Source organism: Streptomyces sp. P9-A4 (genome assembly GCF_036634195.1).
GTDB lineage: Bacteria > Actinomycetota > Actinomycetes > Streptomycetales > Streptomycetaceae > Streptomyces.
Genome location: NZ_JAZIFY010000001.1, coordinates 344,210 through 363,314 on the forward strand (window position 1 = coordinate 344,210; position 19,105 = coordinate 363,314).

Annotated in this window: 13 protein-coding genes; 4 read left to right on the plus strand and 9 right to left on the minus strand. The window is 73.4% G+C overall.

Going from position 1 to position 19,105, the window contains the following annotated elements; all coding sequences use genetic code 11:
- Positions 1-17: 17 nt before the first annotated feature.
- On the minus strand, positions 18-1,526 hold the full coding sequence (locus V4Y03_RS01590) for a fatty acyl-CoA synthetase (protein ID WP_332433683.1): 1,509 nt from the start codon (positions 1,524-1,526) through the stop codon (positions 18-20).
- Between the two features lie 156 nt (positions 1,527-1,682).
- Here V4Y03_RS01590 and V4Y03_RS01595 point away from each other — a divergent pair, with 156 nt between their 5' ends.
- Positions 1,683-4,085, plus strand: a complete 2,403-nt coding sequence (locus tag V4Y03_RS01595; protein WP_332433685.1) for a penicillin acylase family protein — start codon at positions 1,683-1,685, stop codon at positions 4,083-4,085.
- 29 nt (positions 4,086-4,114) lie between these two features.
- On the opposite strand, the gene V4Y03_RS01600 is transcribed toward V4Y03_RS01595, so the two are convergent.
- From V4Y03_RS01600 to V4Y03_RS01610, 3 genes are all read right to left on the minus strand, one after another.
- Complete coding sequence (locus tag V4Y03_RS01600) at positions 4,115-5,212, minus strand: calcium:proton antiporter (RefSeq protein WP_332433687.1); 1,098 nt, start codon at positions 5,210-5,212, stop codon at positions 4,115-4,117.
- Between the two features lie 595 nt (positions 5,213-5,807).
- Positions 5,808-7,379: an acyl-CoA synthetase gene (locus tag V4Y03_RS01605; protein ID WP_317875794.1), complete on the minus strand. Its 1,572-nt coding sequence runs from the start codon at positions 7,377-7,379 to the stop codon at positions 5,808-5,810.
- Positions 7,376-8,488 carry an NAD(P)H-dependent flavin oxidoreductase gene (locus V4Y03_RS01610; RefSeq protein ID WP_317875793.1) on the minus strand — a complete coding sequence of 371 codons (1,113 nt, stop codon included), beginning with the start codon at positions 8,486-8,488 and terminating at the stop codon, positions 7,376-7,378. The genes V4Y03_RS01605 and V4Y03_RS01610 overlap by 4 nt, the downstream gene beginning before the upstream one ends.
- Positions 8,489-8,650: 162 nt before the next feature.
- On the opposite strand from V4Y03_RS01610, the gene V4Y03_RS01615 reads away from it, so the two are divergent.
- The gene (locus V4Y03_RS01615) at positions 8,651-10,483 is read left to right on the plus strand and encodes a serine hydrolase domain-containing protein (RefSeq protein ID WP_332437082.1); all 1,833 of its coding nucleotides are present in this window, start codon (positions 8,651-8,653) and stop codon (positions 10,481-10,483) included.
- Positions 10,484-10,555: 72 nt separating this feature from the next.
- On the opposite strand, the gene V4Y03_RS01620 is transcribed toward V4Y03_RS01615, so the two are convergent.
- On the minus strand, positions 10,556-11,512 hold the full coding sequence (locus tag V4Y03_RS01620) for a helix-turn-helix transcriptional regulator (protein WP_332433690.1): 957 nt from the start codon (positions 11,510-11,512) through the stop codon (positions 10,556-10,558).
- 92 nt (positions 11,513-11,604) lie between these two features.
- Between V4Y03_RS01620 and V4Y03_RS01625 the strand changes: the two genes are divergently transcribed.
- Together V4Y03_RS01625 and V4Y03_RS01630 are read left to right on the plus strand one after the other, a co-directional pair.
- Positions 11,605-12,594 (plus strand): NADP-dependent oxidoreductase, encoded by a 990-nt coding sequence (locus tag V4Y03_RS01625; protein ID WP_332433691.1) that lies wholly within the window; start codon positions 11,605-11,607, stop codon positions 12,592-12,594.
- On the plus strand, positions 12,591-13,703 hold the full coding sequence (locus tag V4Y03_RS01630; protein WP_332433692.1) for a winged helix DNA-binding domain-containing protein: 1,113 nt from the start codon (positions 12,591-12,593) through the stop codon (positions 13,701-13,703). Before V4Y03_RS01625 ends, V4Y03_RS01630 begins: the two co-directional genes overlap by 4 nt.
- Here V4Y03_RS01630 and V4Y03_RS01635 read toward each other — a convergent pair.
- The 4 genes from V4Y03_RS01635 to V4Y03_RS01650 all read right to left on the minus strand — a co-directional run bounded on the left by V4Y03_RS01635 (position 13,673) and on the right by V4Y03_RS01650 (position 19,019).
- The gene (locus tag V4Y03_RS01635; RefSeq protein ID WP_332433693.1) at positions 13,673-14,602 is read right to left on the minus strand and encodes a LysR family transcriptional regulator; all 930 of its coding nucleotides are present in this window, start codon (positions 14,600-14,602) and stop codon (positions 13,673-13,675) included. The genes V4Y03_RS01630 and V4Y03_RS01635 overlap by 31 nt on opposite strands.
- Before the next feature lie 140 nt (positions 14,603-14,742).
- Positions 14,743-15,942, minus strand: coding sequence for a glycine C-acetyltransferase (locus V4Y03_RS01640; RefSeq protein WP_317875788.1), 1,200 nt, complete (start codon positions 15,940-15,942; stop codon positions 14,743-14,745).
- A 3-nt stretch (positions 15,943-15,945) separates the two neighbouring features.
- The gene (tdh, locus tag V4Y03_RS01645; RefSeq protein WP_332433694.1) at positions 15,946-16,980 is read right to left on the minus strand and encodes an L-threonine 3-dehydrogenase; all 1,035 of its coding nucleotides are present in this window, start codon (positions 16,978-16,980) and stop codon (positions 15,946-15,948) included.
- A 446-nt stretch (positions 16,981-17,426) separates the two neighbouring features.
- Positions 17,427-19,019, minus strand: a complete 1,593-nt coding sequence (locus tag V4Y03_RS01650; RefSeq protein ID WP_332433695.1) for a phytoene desaturase family protein — start codon at positions 19,017-19,019, stop codon at positions 17,427-17,429.
- Positions 19,020-19,105 lie beyond the last annotated feature (86 nt).

The following is a 19,105-nucleotide window of genomic DNA, read 5'->3' on the forward strand; positions in this document are numbered from 1 at the left end:
GGGGGACCGATGTCGTGTCAGGCCTCTGCCAGGCGGTCGCGGAGTTCGCGCTTGAGGATCTTGCCGCTCGCGTTGCGCGGAAGTTCCGGGGTGAAGTGGACGCGCTTCGGGGCCTTGAAGTGGGGCAGGTTCTCGCGCGCGTGGGCGAGGAGTTCCGCCTCGGTGACATCTCCGCGCGGGACGACCACCGCCGTGACCGCCTCGATCCAGCGCTCGTCGGGGAGGCCGATCACGGCCACCTCGGCGACGCCGGGGTGGGTGTAGAGCGCGTCCTCGACCTGACGTGAGGCGACCAGGACTCCCCCGGAGTTGATGACGTCCTTCACCCGGTCGACGATCGTGAGGTAGCCCTCGGCGTCGCGTACGGCGAGGTCGCCCGAGTGGAACCAGCCGTCCCGGAAGGCCGCCTTCGTCTCCTCGGGCTTGCGCCAGTAGCCGTCGCACAGCTGCGGTGAGCGGTACACGATCTCGCCGGGCGTGCCGTCGGGCACGTCCTCGCCGTCCTCGTCGACGACCCGGGCCTCGACGTGCCGGACCGGCCGGCCGCAGGAGTCCATCCGGCCCTCGTGCTCGTCGGGGCCGAGGACGGCGGCGAGCGGGCCGATCTCCGACTGGCCGAAGCAGTTGTAGAAGGCGAGTTCGGGCAGCCGGGCGCGCAGCCGTTCCAGAACGGGCACGGGCATGATCGAGGCCCCGTAGTAGGCCTTGCGGAGCGCGGACAGGTCGCGGTCCGCGAAGCCGGGGTGGTTGGCGAGGCCGATCCAGACGGTCGGCGGGGCGAAGAGGCTGTCGGCTCGTCCGGCCTCGATCAGGTCGAAGAGGACGGCGGGGTCGGGTCCGTCGACGATGGTGTTCTCGGCGCCGACGGCGAGGTAGGGCAGCAGGAAGACGTGCATCTGCGCGGAGTGGTAGAGCGGCAGCGCGTGCACCGGCCGGTCGTCCTCGCTCAGGTCGAGGGCCTCGATCGCGCTCGCGTACTCGTGGGCGAGGGCGAGGTGGGTCATCATCGCGCCCTTGGGGAGTGCGGTGGTGCCCGAGGTGTAGAGCAGCTGGGCGAGATCGCGGGCGTCGCGGTCGGTGAGGTACGTCTCCGGTTCGGCGAGCGCGTCGAGCAGCGAACCGGGCGCGTCCCGCAGCGCCTTGACCGGGAAGCCGTCGGGGACGCGGTCCGCGAGGGCGGGGTCGGCGAGCACGAGCGAGCTGTCCGACTGCTCCAGGAGGTACGTGAGGTCGTCGCCGGTCAGGTGGTGGTTGACCGGAACGTGGACCAGTCCGGCCCTGGCGCAGGCGAGGAACGCGATGAGGTAGGCGTCCGAGTTGTGGCCGTACGTCGCGACCCGGGCGTACTCCGGCAGGGCGAGTCCGTGCCGCCGCTCCCGCAGGACGGCGGCGGCGGTGGAGACGGCCGCGTCCAGCTCCGCGTACGTCCAGGTCCGGTCGGCGTACCGGACGGCGATCCGGTCGGGCACGCGCCGGGCACTCGCGCGCAGGACACCGTCGACGGTGCGGCTGAGGAGTCGTTCCATGCGGTGATCCTCTGCGCGGACCGGGCGGGAGGTCAAGTAGCTTGCGGCGCGCCGCACCTGCCCGGACCTCGGATACCGAACGGCATGTTGACAAGGGGGCGCGCAACTGCGTGCATGTTCCAACCCGCAGTGTTCATCCATTCGTTGGGAGGCACGTTGCACCTCCGCACCCGCCTGAGACACCTCGCGCTCGCCGGGGCCGCCCTCGCCGTGGTCACCGCCACGCTGCCCGGCGCCGCCGTCGCCGACTCCGGGGGCCGGGACCACCACCCGTCCGACCGGGGTCTTTCGGCCGTCATCCGGTACACCGAGTACGGCATCCCGCACATCGTGGCCAAGGACTACGCGAACCTCGGCTTCGGTACGGGCTGGGCCCAGGCCGCCGACCAGGTCTGCACGCTCGCGGACGGCTTCCTCACCGTGAACGGCGAGCGATCCGGCGCCTTCGGCCCGGACGCCGCCCCGGACGGCTCGCTCTCCTCCGCCACCACGAACCTCTCCAGCGACCTGTACTTCCGCGGCGTCAGGGACGCCGGGACGGTCGAGGAGCTGCTGCGGACGCCGGCTCCGGCCGGGCCGAGCCGCGACCTCAAGGAACTCATGCGGGGCTGGGCGGCCGGCTACAACGCCTGGCTGCGGAAGAACCGGATCACGGACCCGGCCTGCGCGGGGGCCGACTGGGTCCGCCCGGTGACCGCGCTCGACGTGGCCCGGCGCGGCTTCGCCGTGTCGGTGCTCGGCGGTCAGGGCCGGGCCGTCGACGGCATCACCGCCGCCCGGCCGCCGGCCACCGCCCCGGCCGCCGCGCGCGCGGGAGCGGCGCCGGAGATCCCCGACCCGGAACAGGCCGCCGAGGCCGCCCGCGCGCTGTTCGCGCCCGAGAACGCCACCATGGGTTCCAACGCCGTCGCGTTCTCTGGCGCCGCGACCGCGAACGGCCGCGGCCTTCTCCTGGGCAACCCGCACTACCCCTGGCAGGGCGGCCGCCGCTTCTGGCAGTCGCAGCAGACCATCCCGGGCGAGCTGAACGTCTCGGGCGCCTCGCTCCTCGGCACGGCCGTCGTCAACATCGGCTTCAACGACAAGGTGGCCTGGAGCCACACCGTCGCCACCGGTGTCCCGCTCAACCTGCACCAGCTGACGCTCGCCCCGGGCGACCCGACCTCCTATCTGGTGGACGGCAGGCCGGAGCGGATGACCCCGCGCCGGGTGACGGTGGCGGTCAAGGGCGGCGCGCCCGTCGCCCGTACCCAGTGGTGGACCCGGTACGGCCCCGTCGTCGGCGGCCTCGGCGCGCAGCTCCCGCTGCCGTGGACGACGACCACGGCGTACGCGCTCAACGACCCCAACGCGGCCAATCTGCGTGGCTCCGACACCGCGCTCGGCTTCGCCAGGTCGCGGTCTACGCAGGACATCGCCGACACCCTGAAGCGCACCCAGGGACTCCCCTGGGTCAACACGATCGCGGCGGACTCGGCGGGCCACTCGCTCTTCTCGCAGGCGCAGGTGCTCCCCCGGATCACCGATGAGCTCGCCGCGCGCTGCTCCACCCCGCTCGGCCGGGCCACCTATCCGGCCTCGGGCGTCGCGGTGCTCGACGGCTCCCGGTCGGACTGCGCGCTCGGCTCCGACCCCGACGCGGTGCAGCCGGGCGTCTTCGGCCCGGCGAAGATGCCGCTGCTGCGGGACGCCCCGTACGTGGAGAACTCCAACGACAGTGCCTGGCTGGCCAATGCCGAGAGGCCGCTGACCGGCTACGAGCGGATCTTCGGAACGGTCGCGACGCCGCGTTCGCTGCGTACCCGGGGCGGTGTCGAGGATGTGTCGGCGATGGCGGCGCGCGGCGGTCTGACGGTGACCGACCTCCAGCGCCAGCAGTTCGCCAACCGGGCACCGGCCGGTGACCTGGCGGCGGCGGACGTGGCACGGGCCTGCCCGGCGGCGCTGCCGGACGACACCGAGGCCTGTCGGGTGATCGAGGCCTGGGACCGTACCGTCAACACGGACAGCCGGGGGGCGCTGCTCTTCGACCGGTTCTGGCGGAAGTTCACGGCGACGGTGCCGTCGGCGCAGCAGTGGCTGGTGCCGTTCTCGCCGGCCGACCCGGTGCGTACCCCGCACACCGTGAACACCGCGGCCCCGGGCTTCGCGAAGGCGCTCGCCGACGCGGTGGCGGAGCTGCGGGCCGCGGGCATCCCGCTGGACGCACCGCTCGGCGCCCACCAGTTCGTCGTACGGAACGGGGAGCGGATCCCGGTCAGCGGCGGCACCGAGTCGCTGGGCATCTGGAACAAGACGGAGCCCGTGTGGAACGCGGCGGGCGGCGGCTATGTGGAGGTCGCGCACGGCACCAGCCATGTGCAGGCGGTGGGCTGGGACGGCGGGCGCTGCCCGGTGGCCCGCACCCTGCTGTCGTACTCCCAGTCCTCGAACCCGGCGTCGCCGCACTACAGCGACCAGACCCGGCTGTACGGGGCCGAGCGCTGGGTGACCTCCCGGTTCTGCGAGAAGGACATCCTGCGCTCGCCGGCCCTGCGGGTGGTGGTCGTCAGGGGCTGAACGGGGCCTTCACTGGCTGAACAGGTCCGTCACGGGCTGAAGGACAGGAAGATGAAGGCGGCGAAGATCGCGAGATGGACGCCGCCCTGGAGGAGGGTGGCCCGTCCGGGCACCACGGTCAGCGCGCTCACCACACCGGTGAGGACGAGCAGGACCATATGGAGCGGGCCCAGGCCCAGCACCAGGGGCCCGGAGAGCCAGATCGAGGCGAGCGCGATCGCCGGAATCGTCAGTCCGATGCTGGCGATCGCGGAGCCGTAGGCGAGGTTGAGGCTGGTCTGTACGCGGTCCCTGCGGGCCGCGCGGACGGCGGCGAGGGTCTCGGGCAGCAGCACCATCAGGGCGATGACGACACCGACGACCGCCTTGGGGAGGCCCGCCGACTCGACGCCGTCCTCGATGGTCGGCGAGATCAGCTTGGCGTTGCCGACGACGGCGACGAGGGCGACGACGAGCAGGCCGAGGCTGGTCCAGGTCTCGCGCAGGGTCGGCGGGTCGGCGTGGTCGTCGTCGCTCTCGTGGCCGGGGCGCGGGACCGGGAGGAAGTAGTCGCGGTGCCGGAAGGTCTGGACGCCGACGAACACGCCGTACAGACAGAGGGAGGCGACGGCGGCGAAGGCCAGCTGGGCTGAGGAGAACTCGGGGCCCTGGTGGCTGGTGGTGAAGGTCGGCAGGACCAGCGTCATGGTGGCCAGGGTGCAGACGGTGGCGAGCGCGCCGCCCGAGCCCTCGGCGTTGAAGACCGCGACGCGGTTGCGGAGCGCGCCGACGAGCAGGGACAGGCCGACGATGCCGTTACAGGTGATCATCACGGCGGCGAAGACGGTGTCGCGGGCGTAGCTGGAGGTCTTCTCGCCGCCTCCGGCCATCAGTGTGACGATGAGTCCGACCTCGATGACGGTGACCGCCACGGCGAGGACGAGCGAGCCGAAGGGTTCGCCGACGCGGTGGGCGATGACCTCGGCGTGGTGGACCGCCGCGAGGACGGCGGCCATGAGGCAGAGCGCGATGAGCCCGACGGCGAAGCCGGGGAGGTCGCGCCCCCAGGCCGCCACGAGCGCAAGCGCCGCCACCACCGGCCCCCAGGTGGTCCACTGCCGTGTGATTGACGCCGTGCTCGAACTCATGATCCGTATCCTGCCACAAAGAGCGCTTTGGCCTGTTTTCGTTCAGTCGTCAGGGCCGGCGAGCCCGTGCTCGTACGCGGCGAGGGTCCCGACGAACATCCCGCGTTCGGCCGGGCCGAGGGGCGCGAGGGCCGCGCGCCAGGCGCCGGCGCTCCGGCCCAGCCGGCCGCCGATCGCCGGGCGGTGCTCTTCGGCGATGGAGACGATCTTCCGCCGCCGGCCGGCGGGGTCCTCGGTCGCTCCAGGACGCCCTTCTCGGCGAGGTCGCCGACGATCAGGCTCACGGTGCTCGGGGCGGCCTCCGGCCGGGCCGCCGGCTCGTTGACGCCGAGCGGTCCGTCGAAGAGCGGGTAGGCGCGGAGGGAGGGACGGCGCGGCGCGAGGGTGAGGGCCGAGGTGACGGAGGGCGAGGAACGGGACCGGCTGTACGCCGAGCAGTGCGACCGGGTTCCGGCGTTCACCGCCTACCAGGCCGGCACGGACCGGCTCACGCCCACGAGGAGTCCCAGCTGCTCCCGGCCCTGGCACCGGAGCCGCGCCGGCGCCGGTGGCGCGGCCGGGAGCCGCGCTTTCCCCGATGATGCGGTCGGCGACCCTACAGCGGGCGCTCGTGGCCCTCCCAGTACGGGTCGCGCAGACGTCGCTTGTACAGCTTGCCGTTCGGGTCGCGGGGCATCAGCGGGACGAAGTCCACCGACTTGGGGCGCTTGAAGCCGGCGAGGCGGTCCTCGCAGTGGGCCAGGATCTCGGCGGCGAGCGCGGGGCCGGGCTCGTATCCCTCGGCCGCCTCGACGACCGCCTTGACCTCCTCGCCCCAGTCGGCGTGCGGGATGCCGAAGGCGGCGGCGTCCGCGACCGACGGGTGGGCGAGCAGCGTGGCCTCGATCTCCGCCGGGTAGATGTTGACCCCACCGGAGATGATCATGTCGATCTTGCGGTCGCGCAGGAAGAGGTAGCCGTCCTCGTCGAGGACTCCGAGGTCCCCCACGGTGAAGAAGTCCCCGATGCGGTTCTTCGCCGTCTTGGCCTCGTCCTTGTGGTACTGGAAGCCGCCGGTGTTCATCTTCAGGTAGACGGTGCCCAGTTCGCCCGGCGGCAGCCGTACGCCGTCGTCGTCGAAGACCGCGAGTTCGCTGATCGGCCAGGCCCGGCCGACCGTGCCGGGCTTCTTCAGCCACTCCTCGGCGGTGGCGAACGCGCCGCCGCCCTCACTGGCCGCGTAGTACTCCTCGACGCACCGCCCCCACCAGTCGATCATCGCCCGCTTGACGTGCTCGGGGCAGGGCGCGGCGCCGTGGATGGCGTGGCGCATCGAGGACACGTCGTACCGCTCCCGTACGTCCTCGGGAAGGGAGAGCAGCCGGTGGAACTGGGTGGGGACCATGTGGGTGTGGGTGCAGTCGTACCGGTCGATCAGCCGCAGCATCTCCTCGGGCGTCCACCGGTCCATCAGGACGAGCGGGTGCCCGATGTGCAGGGCGGCGGCGGCGAACTGGAGCACGGCCGTGTGGTAGAGCGGCGAGCAGACCAGATGGACGTTGCCGTCTCCCGGCCGGATGCCGAAGATGCCGAGGAATCCGCCGAGATGGGTCTCCTCCGGGAGCTTCCCCGGGAGCGGGCGGCGGATGCCCCGGGGCCGGCCGGTGGTGCCGGAGGTGTAGTTCATGACCCAGCCGAGGGTGCGGTCGGCGGGCGGTCCCGCGTCCTGGCCTTCGAGCAGTTCCGCGTACGGGCGGAAGCCGGCGATCGTACCGACGGCGTACCGTCGGCCGGCGGCGAGACCGGCCTCGTCGGCGGCGAGGGTCACCGCCTCGGCGAACCGCTCGTGGGCGAGCAGGACCTTGGCTCCGGAGTCGGCGACGATCCAGGCGATCTCGGGGCCGACGAAGTGGTGGTTGACGGGCACGAGGTAGAACCCGGCCTGGGTGGCGGCGAGGTGGGCGGTGAAGAACTCGGGGCCGTTGGGAAGGACGACGGCGAAGGCGTCACCGCGCTCGAGACCGGCGGCGCGCAGGCCGTGGACCAGCCGGTTCGCCTCGGCGTGCAGCCGTCCCGCGGTCCACTCCTCGCCGTCGGGTGCGACCAGGACCGTACGGCCGGGGTCCTCTGCGGCCTGCGCCCAGAATCCGCCGGGCGCCTGACGCCCGGCCGTGGTTCCCGCGCTCATGACTCGCTCCGTCCGGCGATCCGGTCGATGCGGTCGACGGCCTTCTCGAAGCCCCGGGTCAGCTCGTCCACGACCTGCTGGACGCTGCGCTCGGAGTTCATCCGGCCGACGATCTGGCCGACCGGGGTGCCCAGGAGCGGTTCGACCTCGTGCCGCTGGATACGGGAGACGGCCTCGGCGACCAGGAGTCCCTGGAGCGGCATGGGCAGCGCGCCGGGGCCGGCCGGGTCGTCCCAGGCGTCCGTCCACTCGGTACGGAGCTGGCGCGCGGGCTTGCCCGTGAGGGCGCGGGAGCGGACCGTGTCGCCGGAACCGGCGGCGAGCAGCTTGGCGGTGAGGGCCCGGGAGTGCAGCTCGGCCTCGGTGGTGGTGAGCCAGATCGAGCCCAGCCACACGCCCTGCGCGCCGAGGGCGAGTCCGGCGGCGATCTGCTCGCCGCTGCCGATGCCGCCGGCGGCGAGCACGGGCAGCGGGGACACGGCGTCGACGACCTCGGGGGTGAGGACCATGGAGGCGATCTCGCCGGTGTGGCCGCCGGCCTCGTACCCCTGGGCGACGACGACGTCGATACCGGCCTCGGCGTGGTGGCGGGCGTGGCGGGCGCTGCCGGCCAGGGCGGCGACCAGGACGCCGTGGTCGTGGGCGCGGGCGACGACGTCCGGGGGCGGCGAGCCGAGGGCGTTGGCGAGGAGTTTGATCGGGTAGTCGAAGGCCACGTCGAGCTGGTTGCGGGCGACCTGCTCCATCCAGCCGGTGATCCGCCAGCCGGAGGCCTCGCCCTCGGCGAGTTCGGGCACCCCGTGCTTGGCGAGGGTGGCACGGACGAACGCCCGGTGCTCTTCGGGGATCATCGCCTCGATCTCGGCCTCGCCGACGCCTTCGACCGCCTTCTTGGCGGGCATCACGACATCGAGGCCGTAGGGCAGGCCGTCGGTGTGCTCCTGCATCCAGTCGAGGTCGCGGGCGAGGTCGTCGGGGGCGGTGTAGCGGACCGCGCCCAGGACTCCGAACCCGCCGGCTCTGGTGAGTGCGGCGGCGACCGCGGGGAAGGGCGTGAAGCCGAAGATGGCGTGCTCGATCCCCAGTGTGCGACTCAGCTCCGTCTTCATGGGCGGCAGGATGCCGCAGCGGCGCGCCGGAGGGAAGAGGTTTTCTGATGCATCGTCAGATTCTTTGTCGGACCGCCCTCGCCCGCCTGTCGCGGTTCCGGGGGCGCCGGGGGTGGGGGAGGGTGGAGGAAGTACACGTCGTGGGAGGTGGCTGGGGTGGCGATGGGGGCCGGGTCGGAGCGGGGGCCGGGACCGGAGACCGGGGCAGGGGGCGAGGCCGGGGGCGAGGGCGGGGCCCGGAGCACAGCCGGGGCCGGGGGCGAGGGCGGGGCCCGGAGCACAGCCGGGGCCGGGGGCGAGGGCGAGGCCCGGAGCACAGCCGGGGCCGGGGGCGGGGACGGGTCGCGGCGGACCACGCTCCGGTGGGGGTCCGCCCGTGAGGCCGGGCTGCTGACCGCTCCCCTTCGCCGGCTGGTCGCGGAGGCCGAGTCCTTCCTCCGCCCCTCCCCCGACCACCCCTGGTACGCGGGCGCCGTGCTGCTCGCCGGGCGCGGCGGAACCGTCGCCCTGCACCGGGCGATCGGCACGGCCGTGCGGTACGCGGCGTACGACGAGAGGACGGACACCGGCGTCGAGCTGCCGCCGGAGCGGCGGATCCCGGTGACCGAGGACACCGTCTTCGACCTGGCCTCGGTCTCCAAGCTCTTCACCTCGATCCTCGCGGTGCGGCAGATCGAACGCGGGGCGCTCGACCTGGAGGCGAGGGTCACCGCGTATCTGCCGGAGTTCGGCGGCGGCGGGAAGGAGGAGGTGACGGTCCGGCAGCTGCTCACCCACACCTCCGGGTTCCGGCCCGAGATCCCGCTGTACCGGGAACCGACACGGGAGGGAAAGCTGCGGCTGCTGTGGCAAGAGGCGCCTGTGCACGCGCCGGGTTCCGCGTACCTCTACTCGGACCTGAACCTGATCTCGCTCCAGCTGCTCCTGGAGGAGATCACCGGTCACGGTCTGGACACCCTGCTCCACGACGAGATCACCGCTCCGCTCGGGATGCACCGCACTCGGTTCGGTCCACCGCTCTCCTGGCGCCCGGAGATCGCCGCCACCGAGGACGCCCGGCCGCCGTGGTCCGGGCTCGACCGGGGCATGGTGTGGGGCGAGGTCCACGACGAGAACGCCTACGCCCTGGGCGGGGTCGCCGGCCACGCCGGGGTCTTCTCCCGCGCCCGGGACCTCGCGGTCCTCGCCCGCACCCTGCTCAACGGCGGCGCGTACGGCCCCGCCCGCATCCTCTCCCCCGCCTCGGTGGAGCTGATGTTCACCGACTTCAACACCGCCTTCCCCGGCGACGCGCACGGGCTCGGCTTCGAGCTCCAGCAGTACTGGTACATGGGCGCGATGGCCACGCCACGGACGGCCGGACACACCGGCTTCACCGGTACCGGTCTCGTCCTCGACCCGACGACCGACACGTTCCTGATCGTCCTGGGCAACTCCGTGCACCCGGTGCGCTCCTGGCGTTCCGGTTCCGCGCCCCGGGTCGCCGCCGCGAACCACCTGGCCAGAGCCGTCGCCGTACGGCCGCCCCGGGGCCGTACCGCCTGGTTCTCCGGCATGACGCCCGGCGCCACCGGCACGCTCACCCTGCCCCCGGTGCCGGGCGCGGCGCGTGGGGAGTGCGCGCTGTGGTGGGACACGGTGCCGGGCGCGGGCGCCGTCCTCCTGGAAGCCTCCCGCGACGGCGGGGCGACGTGGGAGCCGCTGCCCTTCGTGACCGACCGCCCGGGAGAGGCGCCGGAACCGCACCCGTCGGGGGCGGTCGGCGGCTGGTCGGGGCGGGTCTGGCACCGGCTGACGGCCGAGGTGCCGAAGCCGCTCGCCACCCCCGTACGGCTCCGCTGGCGGTTCACGACGGCCGGGCGGTACGTCGGCCGTGGGGTGTACATCGCCGGGATGCGGCTCCTGGACACGGACGGACGCCCGCTCTTCGACGAGGCCCGCCCGGCGGACGGCGCCCGGGTCGAGGCGGTGGGCTGGATCCGCTCGGCGGACTGACCCGCGTCGCCGGGCGAGGGCGCGCGCCTGGAGAGGCGCCGGACACCTTCCGCCGGTCAGGGCCGGGCGAGGTCAGGCAGATGCGCCCGCGCCCCGCACGAACCGGGCGCCCCACTCCCGTACATGCGCGGCGAACTCCGGCGGCCCCAGCACCTCGAACTCCGCGCCCAGGTTCCCCAGCGCCTGCGTCGGCCAGTCGAGGGTCGTCGACGTCATGGTGAGCCGGCAGCTGTCCTGACCGAGCTGTTCGACCGTGCCCCAGTGGCCGACGACCTGCCGCACCCGCGAGGAGGGCGCGTGGACGAGGACTTCGACCGTGTACGGGGCCGGGGCGCCGCTCGCCGTCCGGACGAAGGCCACGGCGTCCTCGGCCGGGAGCGCGCGTGGCCGGAACCGCGCTCCGGTCGCCCTCGGACCGGTCAGCCGGTCGAGACGGAAGCTGCGCCAGTCGTGCCGGCCCAGGTCGTAGGCGACCAGGTACCAGCGTCCGCCGAGGGCGACGACGCGGTGCGGTTCGACCTCGCGCTCGGCAGGTGCGGCGCCCCGGGCCGCATAGCCGAACCGCAGCCGCTCCTCGTCCCGGCAGGCCTGGGCGACCGCGGTGAGCACCCCCGCGCCGACGACCGGCCCGGACGTGCCGGCGGAGACGGTCACGGCCCGCAGGGCGTCCACCCTGGTCCTCAGCCGGGGCGGCAGGACCCGCACCAGTTTGGTGAGCGCGCGCAGCGAGGCCTCCTCCATCCCCGCTATCCCGCTCTGCGCCGCGTCGCCGACGCCCACCGCGAGGGCGACCGCCTCCTCGTCGTCCAGCAGCAGTGGCGGCAGGACGGCGCCGGGCGCGAGCTGGTAGCCGCCGTCGGTGCCCCGTGCGGCACCGACGGGGTAGCCGAGCTCGCGAAGCCGCTCGACGTCGCGGCGCAGCGTCCGCTCGGAGATCCCGAGCCGGTCGGCCAGTTCCAGGCCCGGCCAGTGCCGATGGGTCTGCAGCAGCGAGAGCAGTCTGAGGGTCCGTGAGCTGGTGTTCGCCATGCCGACATCCTCCCCCGGCTTCCGGCCGGAAACTGACCGGAAGCCTCCCTAGAGTCGATCTCGACGGACGCCACCGAAGCAAGGACCGACACATGATCACCCGTGAGATCCAGCTGACCGACCGGATCACCGGCACCCCCGCGCTCGAAGACTTCACCGTCGCGACGACCGAGGTGGACGGCGAGGTCCTGGTGCGCACCGACCGCGTCGGGCTCGCCGCGACCTACCTGGAGCTGATGCGGGCCGACTGCACCATCCCGGTCCCGGCCTGGCGGCCGGGGCAGCGGGTGGGGGTCGCGGCGATCGGGACCGTGGTGCGGTCCGACAGCCCCGACCTGGCGGTCGGGGACCTGGTCCGGTCGATGACCGGGTGGAGCGAGTACTCGGCGGGTCCGGCCGGGGCGTACCGCAGGCTCGACCGCGGTCTCTTCCCCGACCTCGGCCATCACCTCGCGCAGGGCCCGACGGCGTACTACGGGATGGCCGAGGTGGCGGGCGTCGGTGAGGGTGACGTGGTCTTCGTCTCGGGTGCGGCGGGCGGGGTCGGCTCGCTGGCCGGGCAGATCGCCACGTGCCTGGGCGCGGCGCGGGTGATCGGAAGCGCGGGCAGCCCGGCGAAGGCCGCGTACCTGGTGGACGAGCTCGGCTACGACGCCGCGTTCGACTACCACGACGGTCCCACGGCCGACCGGCTCGCGGAGCTCGCGCCCGACGGCATCACGGTCTTCTTCGACCTCGTCGGCGGCGAGCAGTACCGGGGCGCGCTGAGTGCGGCCCGGCCCGGAGCGCGCTTCGCCCTCTGCGGATCGCTGTCGAGCCAGCTGGGCGACGCGGCGCGGCGCTTCCCGCAGCCCGACCGCGCGGCGGCGCAGGCCCGGGGCGTCGAGCTGCTGCCGTTCTCCTGTCACCACACGCCGGACCAGATCGCGGCCTGGAGCGAGCACTTCGGCCGCTGGCTGGGCGAGGGCCGTTTCGTCTACCCGGAGACCGTGGTCGACGGTGGCATCGAGGACGTGCCACAGGCGTTCCTCTCCCTGCTGGGCGGTGCCTACCGGGGCAACGTATCGGTGCGGCTGTCGTGACCGCCCTCTCGCACCGGGCCCTGAACCGGGCACTTCTGGAACGCCAGTTCCTGCTGGGGCGCACCGATCGCACTCCCCTGGAGGTGATCGGGCGGCTGGTCGCCGTGCAGGCGCAGGAGCCCAACTGGCCGTACGTCGGGCTGTGGAGCAGGATCGACGGTTTCACGCCGTCCGGGCTCACCGCGCTGCTTGAGGACCGGCGGGTGGTCCGCTCCGGTCTGCTCCGCAGTACCCAGCACCTGACGGCGTCCGAGGACTTCCGTCGGCTGCGGCCCCTGCTTCAGCCCGTGCTCGACCGTACGGCCGGCGCGCCGCACTTCACCCGGAACAGGACGGCCCTGGACCCGGCGGCCCTGGTGGCCGAGGGGCTCGAACTGCTCGGAGGGGGGACGCTGTCGCGCAAGGAGCTGGCCCGGCGGCTCGCGGGGCGCCATCCGGGCCGCGACGGCCGGATTCTGGCCGGGGAGGTGGAGCTGCGCACGCCTCTCGTCCACGACGTGGCCACCGGCGACTGGGGCTCGTGGGGGAACCGGTCGGCGGTGTCGGTCACGCCCGCCGAGGCCTGGCTGGGACGGCCGATGGTCCCGCCGTCCTCCGCCGAGGGCTCGGCGGCGGCGCTGATCCGCCGCTATCTGGCCGCGTTCGGCCCGGCCGGGGTGAAGGACGTCCAGGCCTGGTGCGGACTGACCCGGCTCGGTGAGGTCGTCGCGGGGATGGCGGCCGAACTGCGCCGGTACGCCGGTCCGGACGGCAGAGAGCTGATCGATCTGGCCGACGCCGAGCTGCCGGACCCCGAGACGCCCGCTCCCGTACGGCTGCTGCCCGCCTTCGACAACGTCCTGCTCGGCCACGTTGACCGGACCCGGATCATCGGTGACGAGGACCGGAGGAGGGTCATGCCCGGCCAGGCACGGGTGCTGCCCACCTTCCTGGTGGACGGCCGGGTGCGCGGCACATGGTCCCTGGCGGCGGGGACGCTCCGGCTGACCCCGTTCCGCCCGCTCGGCGCGGCCGACCGGGCGGCCCTGGTACAGGAGGCCGACGCGCTGCTGCCGTTCGTGGGAGGAAAGACGGTGGCCTACGGGGACACCGGCGGGACGACCGTCTGAGGGGCTGCCGCCGTGCGCAGTTCGGCGAGGAAGGGGCTGATCAGGGGGTGTTCCTCGGCCCCTCGCCGTACCGCCGCGAACACCCGCCGGGTGGGTGCCACCCCGTCCACCGGGCGGATCTCCACCTCGCTGAGGTCGGTCCCGCGGAGGGCGGAGCGCGGGACCAGTGCCACTCCGGCGGCAGCCGAGGCGAGGGCGACGACGGCGCGGAAGTCGTCGGAGACATGCGCGAAGCGAGGGGCGAAGCCCGCGTACTCGCAGGCCAGGACGGTGACGTCATGGCAGGGGTTGCCGGTGGACTGCCCGATCCAGGTGTCCTTGGCGAGGTCGGCGAGCGCGACCCGCTCGTCCCCGGCGAGGGGGTGGCCGGGGGGCAGGACCACGTCGAACGGTTCGGAGTAGAGCGGGAGGCGGGTGAGCCGGGCGTCGTCCTCGCCGGGGGCACCCCGGTACTCGACGGCGACGGCCACGTCCACCTGCCGGTCCAGGACCATGAGCAGGCTCTCGTCGCCCTCGGCGTCCCGCACCCGGACCCGGATGCCGGGCGCGGTACGGGCCAGGGCCCGGAGGGCGGGGGCCACCACGAGGCCGATGCCGGTGGCGAAGGCGGCGACCGTGACCGTACCGGCGTCGCCGGAGCTGTAGGCGGCGAGTTCGGACTCGGCGCGCTCCAGCTGGGCCAGGACCGCGTTGGCGTGGCTGAGCAGGATCTCGCCGGCAGGGGTGAGGCGTACACCGCGCGCGCTGCGGTCGACGAGCCGGTGGCCGGTCTCCTGCTCCAGGGCGGCGAGCTGCTGGGAGACGGCGGAGGGGGTGAGGTAGAGCGCGGCGGCCGCCGCCGTGACCGTGCGGTGGTCGGCCACCGCGCGGAGGATGTGCAACCGCCGTGCTTCGATCATCTACCCATTTTCGCAGGCCGTGGGGCCTGCCTCGGCCGAGGCAGGCCCCACGCGCGCGTGCGCGCTGTCGCGTCGGTCGGACGCTCAGGCGCTCAGACCATCTGAGGCTCGGGCGCTCAGGCGCTCAGCCCCTCGGTCGCTCAGGCGCTCAGCGCCGCGCGGGCCGCGACGAAGGCGTCGACGGCCCGGTTCACGTCCTCCGTGGAGTGGGCGGCGGAGAGCTGGACGCGGATGCGGGCCTGGCCCTGCGGCACGACCGGGTACGAGAAGCCGATCACGTACACACCGCGCTCGAGGAGCAGCTCGGCCATGCGGCCGGCCTCGGACGCGTCGCCGATCATCACGGGGGCGATGGCGTGGTCGCCGGGGAGGATGTCGAAGCCCTCCGCCGTCATCCGGGTCCGGAACAGCTCGGTGTTGGCGCGCAGCCGGTCGCGCAGGTCGCCGGCGGACTCCAGGAGGTCGAGGACCTTGAGGGAGGCGGCGGCGATCACCGGGGCGAGGGTGTTCGAGAAGAGGTACGGGCGGGAGCGCTGGCGCAGCAGGGCGACGATCTCGGCGCGGGCGGCGACATAGCCGCCGGACGCGCCGCCGAGGGCCTTGCCGAGGGTGCCGGTGATGATGTCGACGCGGTCCATCACGCCGTGCAGCTCGGGGGTGCCGCGCCCGCCGGGGCCGACGAAGCCGACCGCGTGCGAGTCGTCGACCATGACCATGGCGTCGTAGCGCTCGGCCAGGTCGCAGATCTCGTCGAGCGGGGCGACGTAACCGTCCATCGAGAAGACGCCGTCGGTGACGATGAGCTTGCGCCGGGCGCCGCCCTCCGTCGCCTCCTTCAGCTGCTGCTCCAGGTCGGCCATGTCGCGGTTGGCGTAACGGAAGCGGCGGGCCTTGCAGAGGCGGATGCCGTCGATGATCGAGGCGTGGTTGAGGGCGTCGGAGATGACGGCGTCCTCGGGGCCGAGGATCGTCTCGAAGACACCACCGTTGGCGTCGAAGCAGGAGGAGTAGAGGATCGTGTCCTCCTGGCCGAGGAAGGAGGACAGACGCGCCTCCAGCTCCTTGTGCACCTCCTGCGTCCCGCAGATGAAGCGGACGGACGCCATGCCGTAGCCCCAGCGGTCGAGCGCCTCGTGGGCGGCGGCGACCACCTCGGGGTGGTCGGCCAGGCCCAGGTAGTTGTTGGCGCAGAAGTTCAGCACCTCGCCGGGGCGGCCGCCCGAGGTGACCTCGACCGTGGCGGACTGGGGGGTGCCGATCACGCGCTCGGGCTTGTGCAGCCCGGCCTGCCGGATCTCTTCGAGGGTGGCACGGACGTCGTCGCGTACGGAATCGAACATGGGTCAGGCTCCCGTGGTCCAGTCGAGGATGATCTTGCCGCTCTTGCCGGAGGCGGCGTCGTCGAACGCGGCCTCGAAGTCGGTGTGGGCGTAGCGCCCGGTGATCACGGGGGCGAGGTCGAGGCCGCCCTCCAGGAGCACCGACATCGCGTACCAGGTCTCGAACATCTCACGGCCGTAGATGCCCTTGACCGTGATCATGGAGGTGACGATCTTCGCCCAGTCGACGGCGAAGTCCTCGCTGGGCAGGCCCAGCATGGCGATCTTGCCGCCGTTGGTCATGTTGGCGACCATGTCGCGCATCGCGTGCGGGTTGCCGGACATCTCCAGACCGACGTCGAAGCCCTCCTTGAGCCCGAGGGTGCGCTGTCCGTCGGCGATGGTCTGTTCGGCGACGTTGAGGGCAAGCGTCACGCCCGACTTGCGCGCCAGCGCGAGGCGCTCCTCGCTGACGTCGGTGATCATGACGCTGCGGGCACCGGCGTGCTTGGCGACGGCGGCGGCCATGATGCCGATCGGGCCCGCGCCGGTGACGAGGACGTCCTCTCCGACCAGCGGGAAGGAGAGCGCCGTGTGCACGGCGTTGCCGAACGGGTCGAAGATCGCGGCGACGTCGAGGTCGACGGGGACGCGGTGCACCCACACGTTGGACGCGGGCAGGGCCACGTACTCGGCGAACGCGCCGTCGCGGCCGACGCCGAGGCCGACCGTGGCGCGGCAGAGGTGGCGGCGGCCGGCCAGGCAGTTGCGGCACTTGCCGCAGACGAGGTGGCCCTCGCCACTGACCAGGTCGCCGATGCCGATGTCGCTGACGTCACGGCCGACGGAGACGACCTCGCCGACGAACTCGTGGCCGATGGTCAGCGGCGTCGCGATCGTCCGCTGCGCCCAGCCGTCCCAGGAGCGGATGTGCAGGTCGGTCCCGCAGATACCGGTCCGCTTGACCTTGATCAGTACGTCCCCGGGGCCGGTCTCCGGCTCGGGCACGTCCGTGAGCCAGAGTCCCGGCTCCGCCTTCAGCTTGACCAACGCCTTCAATGCAACGGCTCCCGACGTGCGTGTCCTGTGATGTGGGGGTGCGGGCACGACTGTGCGCCCAAGATCCCTGGAAGAGAATCTTCCGTACGGAGAGCTCGCGGTCCATCGAGGATTTCTTAAGCGCGCTCGTAGATCAGCTTCACACCGCAGGCGGGGGCGCGGCGACGTCAACGCGTCCGCACGGGGAGCCGCCCTGGTGGCCGGGGGCGCGCGCGGCCGGCCGCGCATCGCCGGGGGCGTCGGTCGGCGGGGCGTCGCCGGGGGGCCGTCCTAGGGCCTGTCGTCACACTCCCGTCGTCGCCCGAAGGGCGGCCCCGCGGCGTCTGGTGCGTGCTCTCGGCGTGCCGGGCGGAAGCCCTCGTACTGGACCGTACTCGGGCTTTCGCCCAGTGCGGCGAGAGCGCGTGCCAGGCGTCGTGGGGCAGGCGGGAGTGTGACGACAGGCCCTAGCGGCCGAGGGCCGCCATCGCCGCGTTGTGGCCGGGGATGCCGCTCACTCCCCCGCCCCGGACGGCGCCCGCGCCGCACAGCAGCACATTGGCGTGGCCGGTCTCGACGCCCCACCGGCCCGTGCCCTCCTCCGCGTACGGGAAGGAGAGGTCCCGGTGGAAGATGTGGCCGCCGGGGAGACGGAGTTCGCGTGCGAGGTCGAGCGGGGTCTTCGCCTCGATGCAGGGTCGGCCGTCCGCGTCGAGGGCGAGGCAGTCGGTGATCGGCTCGTCCAGCTGGGCGTCGAGCTGTTCGAGGGTCGCGGCGAGGAGCGCGGCCCGGGTGCCGTCGTTGTCGGCGGCGAACAGCCGCGCGGGGGTGTGCAGACCGAACAGGGTGAGCGTGTGGTGTCCCGTGGCGGCCAGTTCGGGGCCGAGGATCGTGGGATCCGTCAGGGAGTGGCAGTAGATCTCGGAGGGCGGTGCGGAGGGCAGCTGCCCCGCCGCGGCCTCGGCGTGGGCGGTGGCGAGCTGCCCGTACCCCTCGGCGATGTGGAAGGTGCCGGCGAAGGCCTCGTGCGGGTCGACGCTCCGGTCGCGCAGCTTCGGCAGCCGGGTCAGCAGCATGTTGACCTTGAGCTGGGCGCCCTCCGGGGCGGGCGGGGGCGTCTCGCCGAGGAGGACGGCGAGGTCGGTCGGGGAGGCGTTGACGAGGACGTGGCCGGCGTCGACGGTGCCCTCGCCTTCGGCGGTGCGGTAGGTGATCGCGGCGCGGCGGCCGTCGGTCTCGATCCGGGTGACCTCGTGGCCGGTACGGAGGTCGGCGCCGGCGGCGCGGGCCGCCCCGGCGAGGGCGTCGGTGAGAGCGCCCATGCCGCCGACCGGCACGTCCCAGTCGCCGGTGCCGCCGCCGATCACGTGGTAGAGGAAGCAGCGGTTCTGGAGGAGCGTCGGCTCGTGGGCGTCGGCGAAGGTGCCGATGAGTGCGTCGGTGAGGACGACCCCGCGCACGAGGTCGTCGGCGAACTCCCGCTCGACGGCGACCCCGAGGGGTTCCTCGAAGAGCATCCGCCAGGTGTCGGCGTCGTCCACCCGGGCGCGGAGCGCGTCACGGGTGGGCAGCGGCTCGGTGAGGGTGGGGAAGACACGGCGGGCGACCCGGCCGGTCCGGGCGTAGAACGCCTGCCAGGCCTCGTACTCGCGGTCGGAGCCGGTGAGCGCGGCGAAGGAGGCGCGGGTGCGGTCGGGGCCGCCGCCGACGAGGAGGCCGCCGTCGCCGCGCGGGGTGTACGAGGAGACGGACCGCTTCCGTACGGCGAAGCGCAGTCCCAGCTCGCGCACGATCTTCTCCGGGAGGAGCGAGACGAGGTACGAGTACCGGGAGAGCCGTGCGTCGACCCCGGCGAAGGGCCGGGTGGACACGGCCGCGCCGCCGGTCGACCCGAGCCGCTCCAGCACGAGCACGCTCCACCCGGCCCGCGCCAGATAGGCGGCGGCGACGAGCCCGTTGTGACCGCCGCCGACGACGACGGCATCGTAGGAGGCGGAGCTCGCGGCGGAGGCGGAGGCGGACGGTCCGGGAACGCCGGGAAGGGGCGCGGGGTCGGTCATGGCTCATGCTCACACGGGGCCGCCGGACCGGGAAGCCCCTCGACTCAAGGGCCGCCGGACCGGGAAGTCTCTCCGCTCAAGGACCA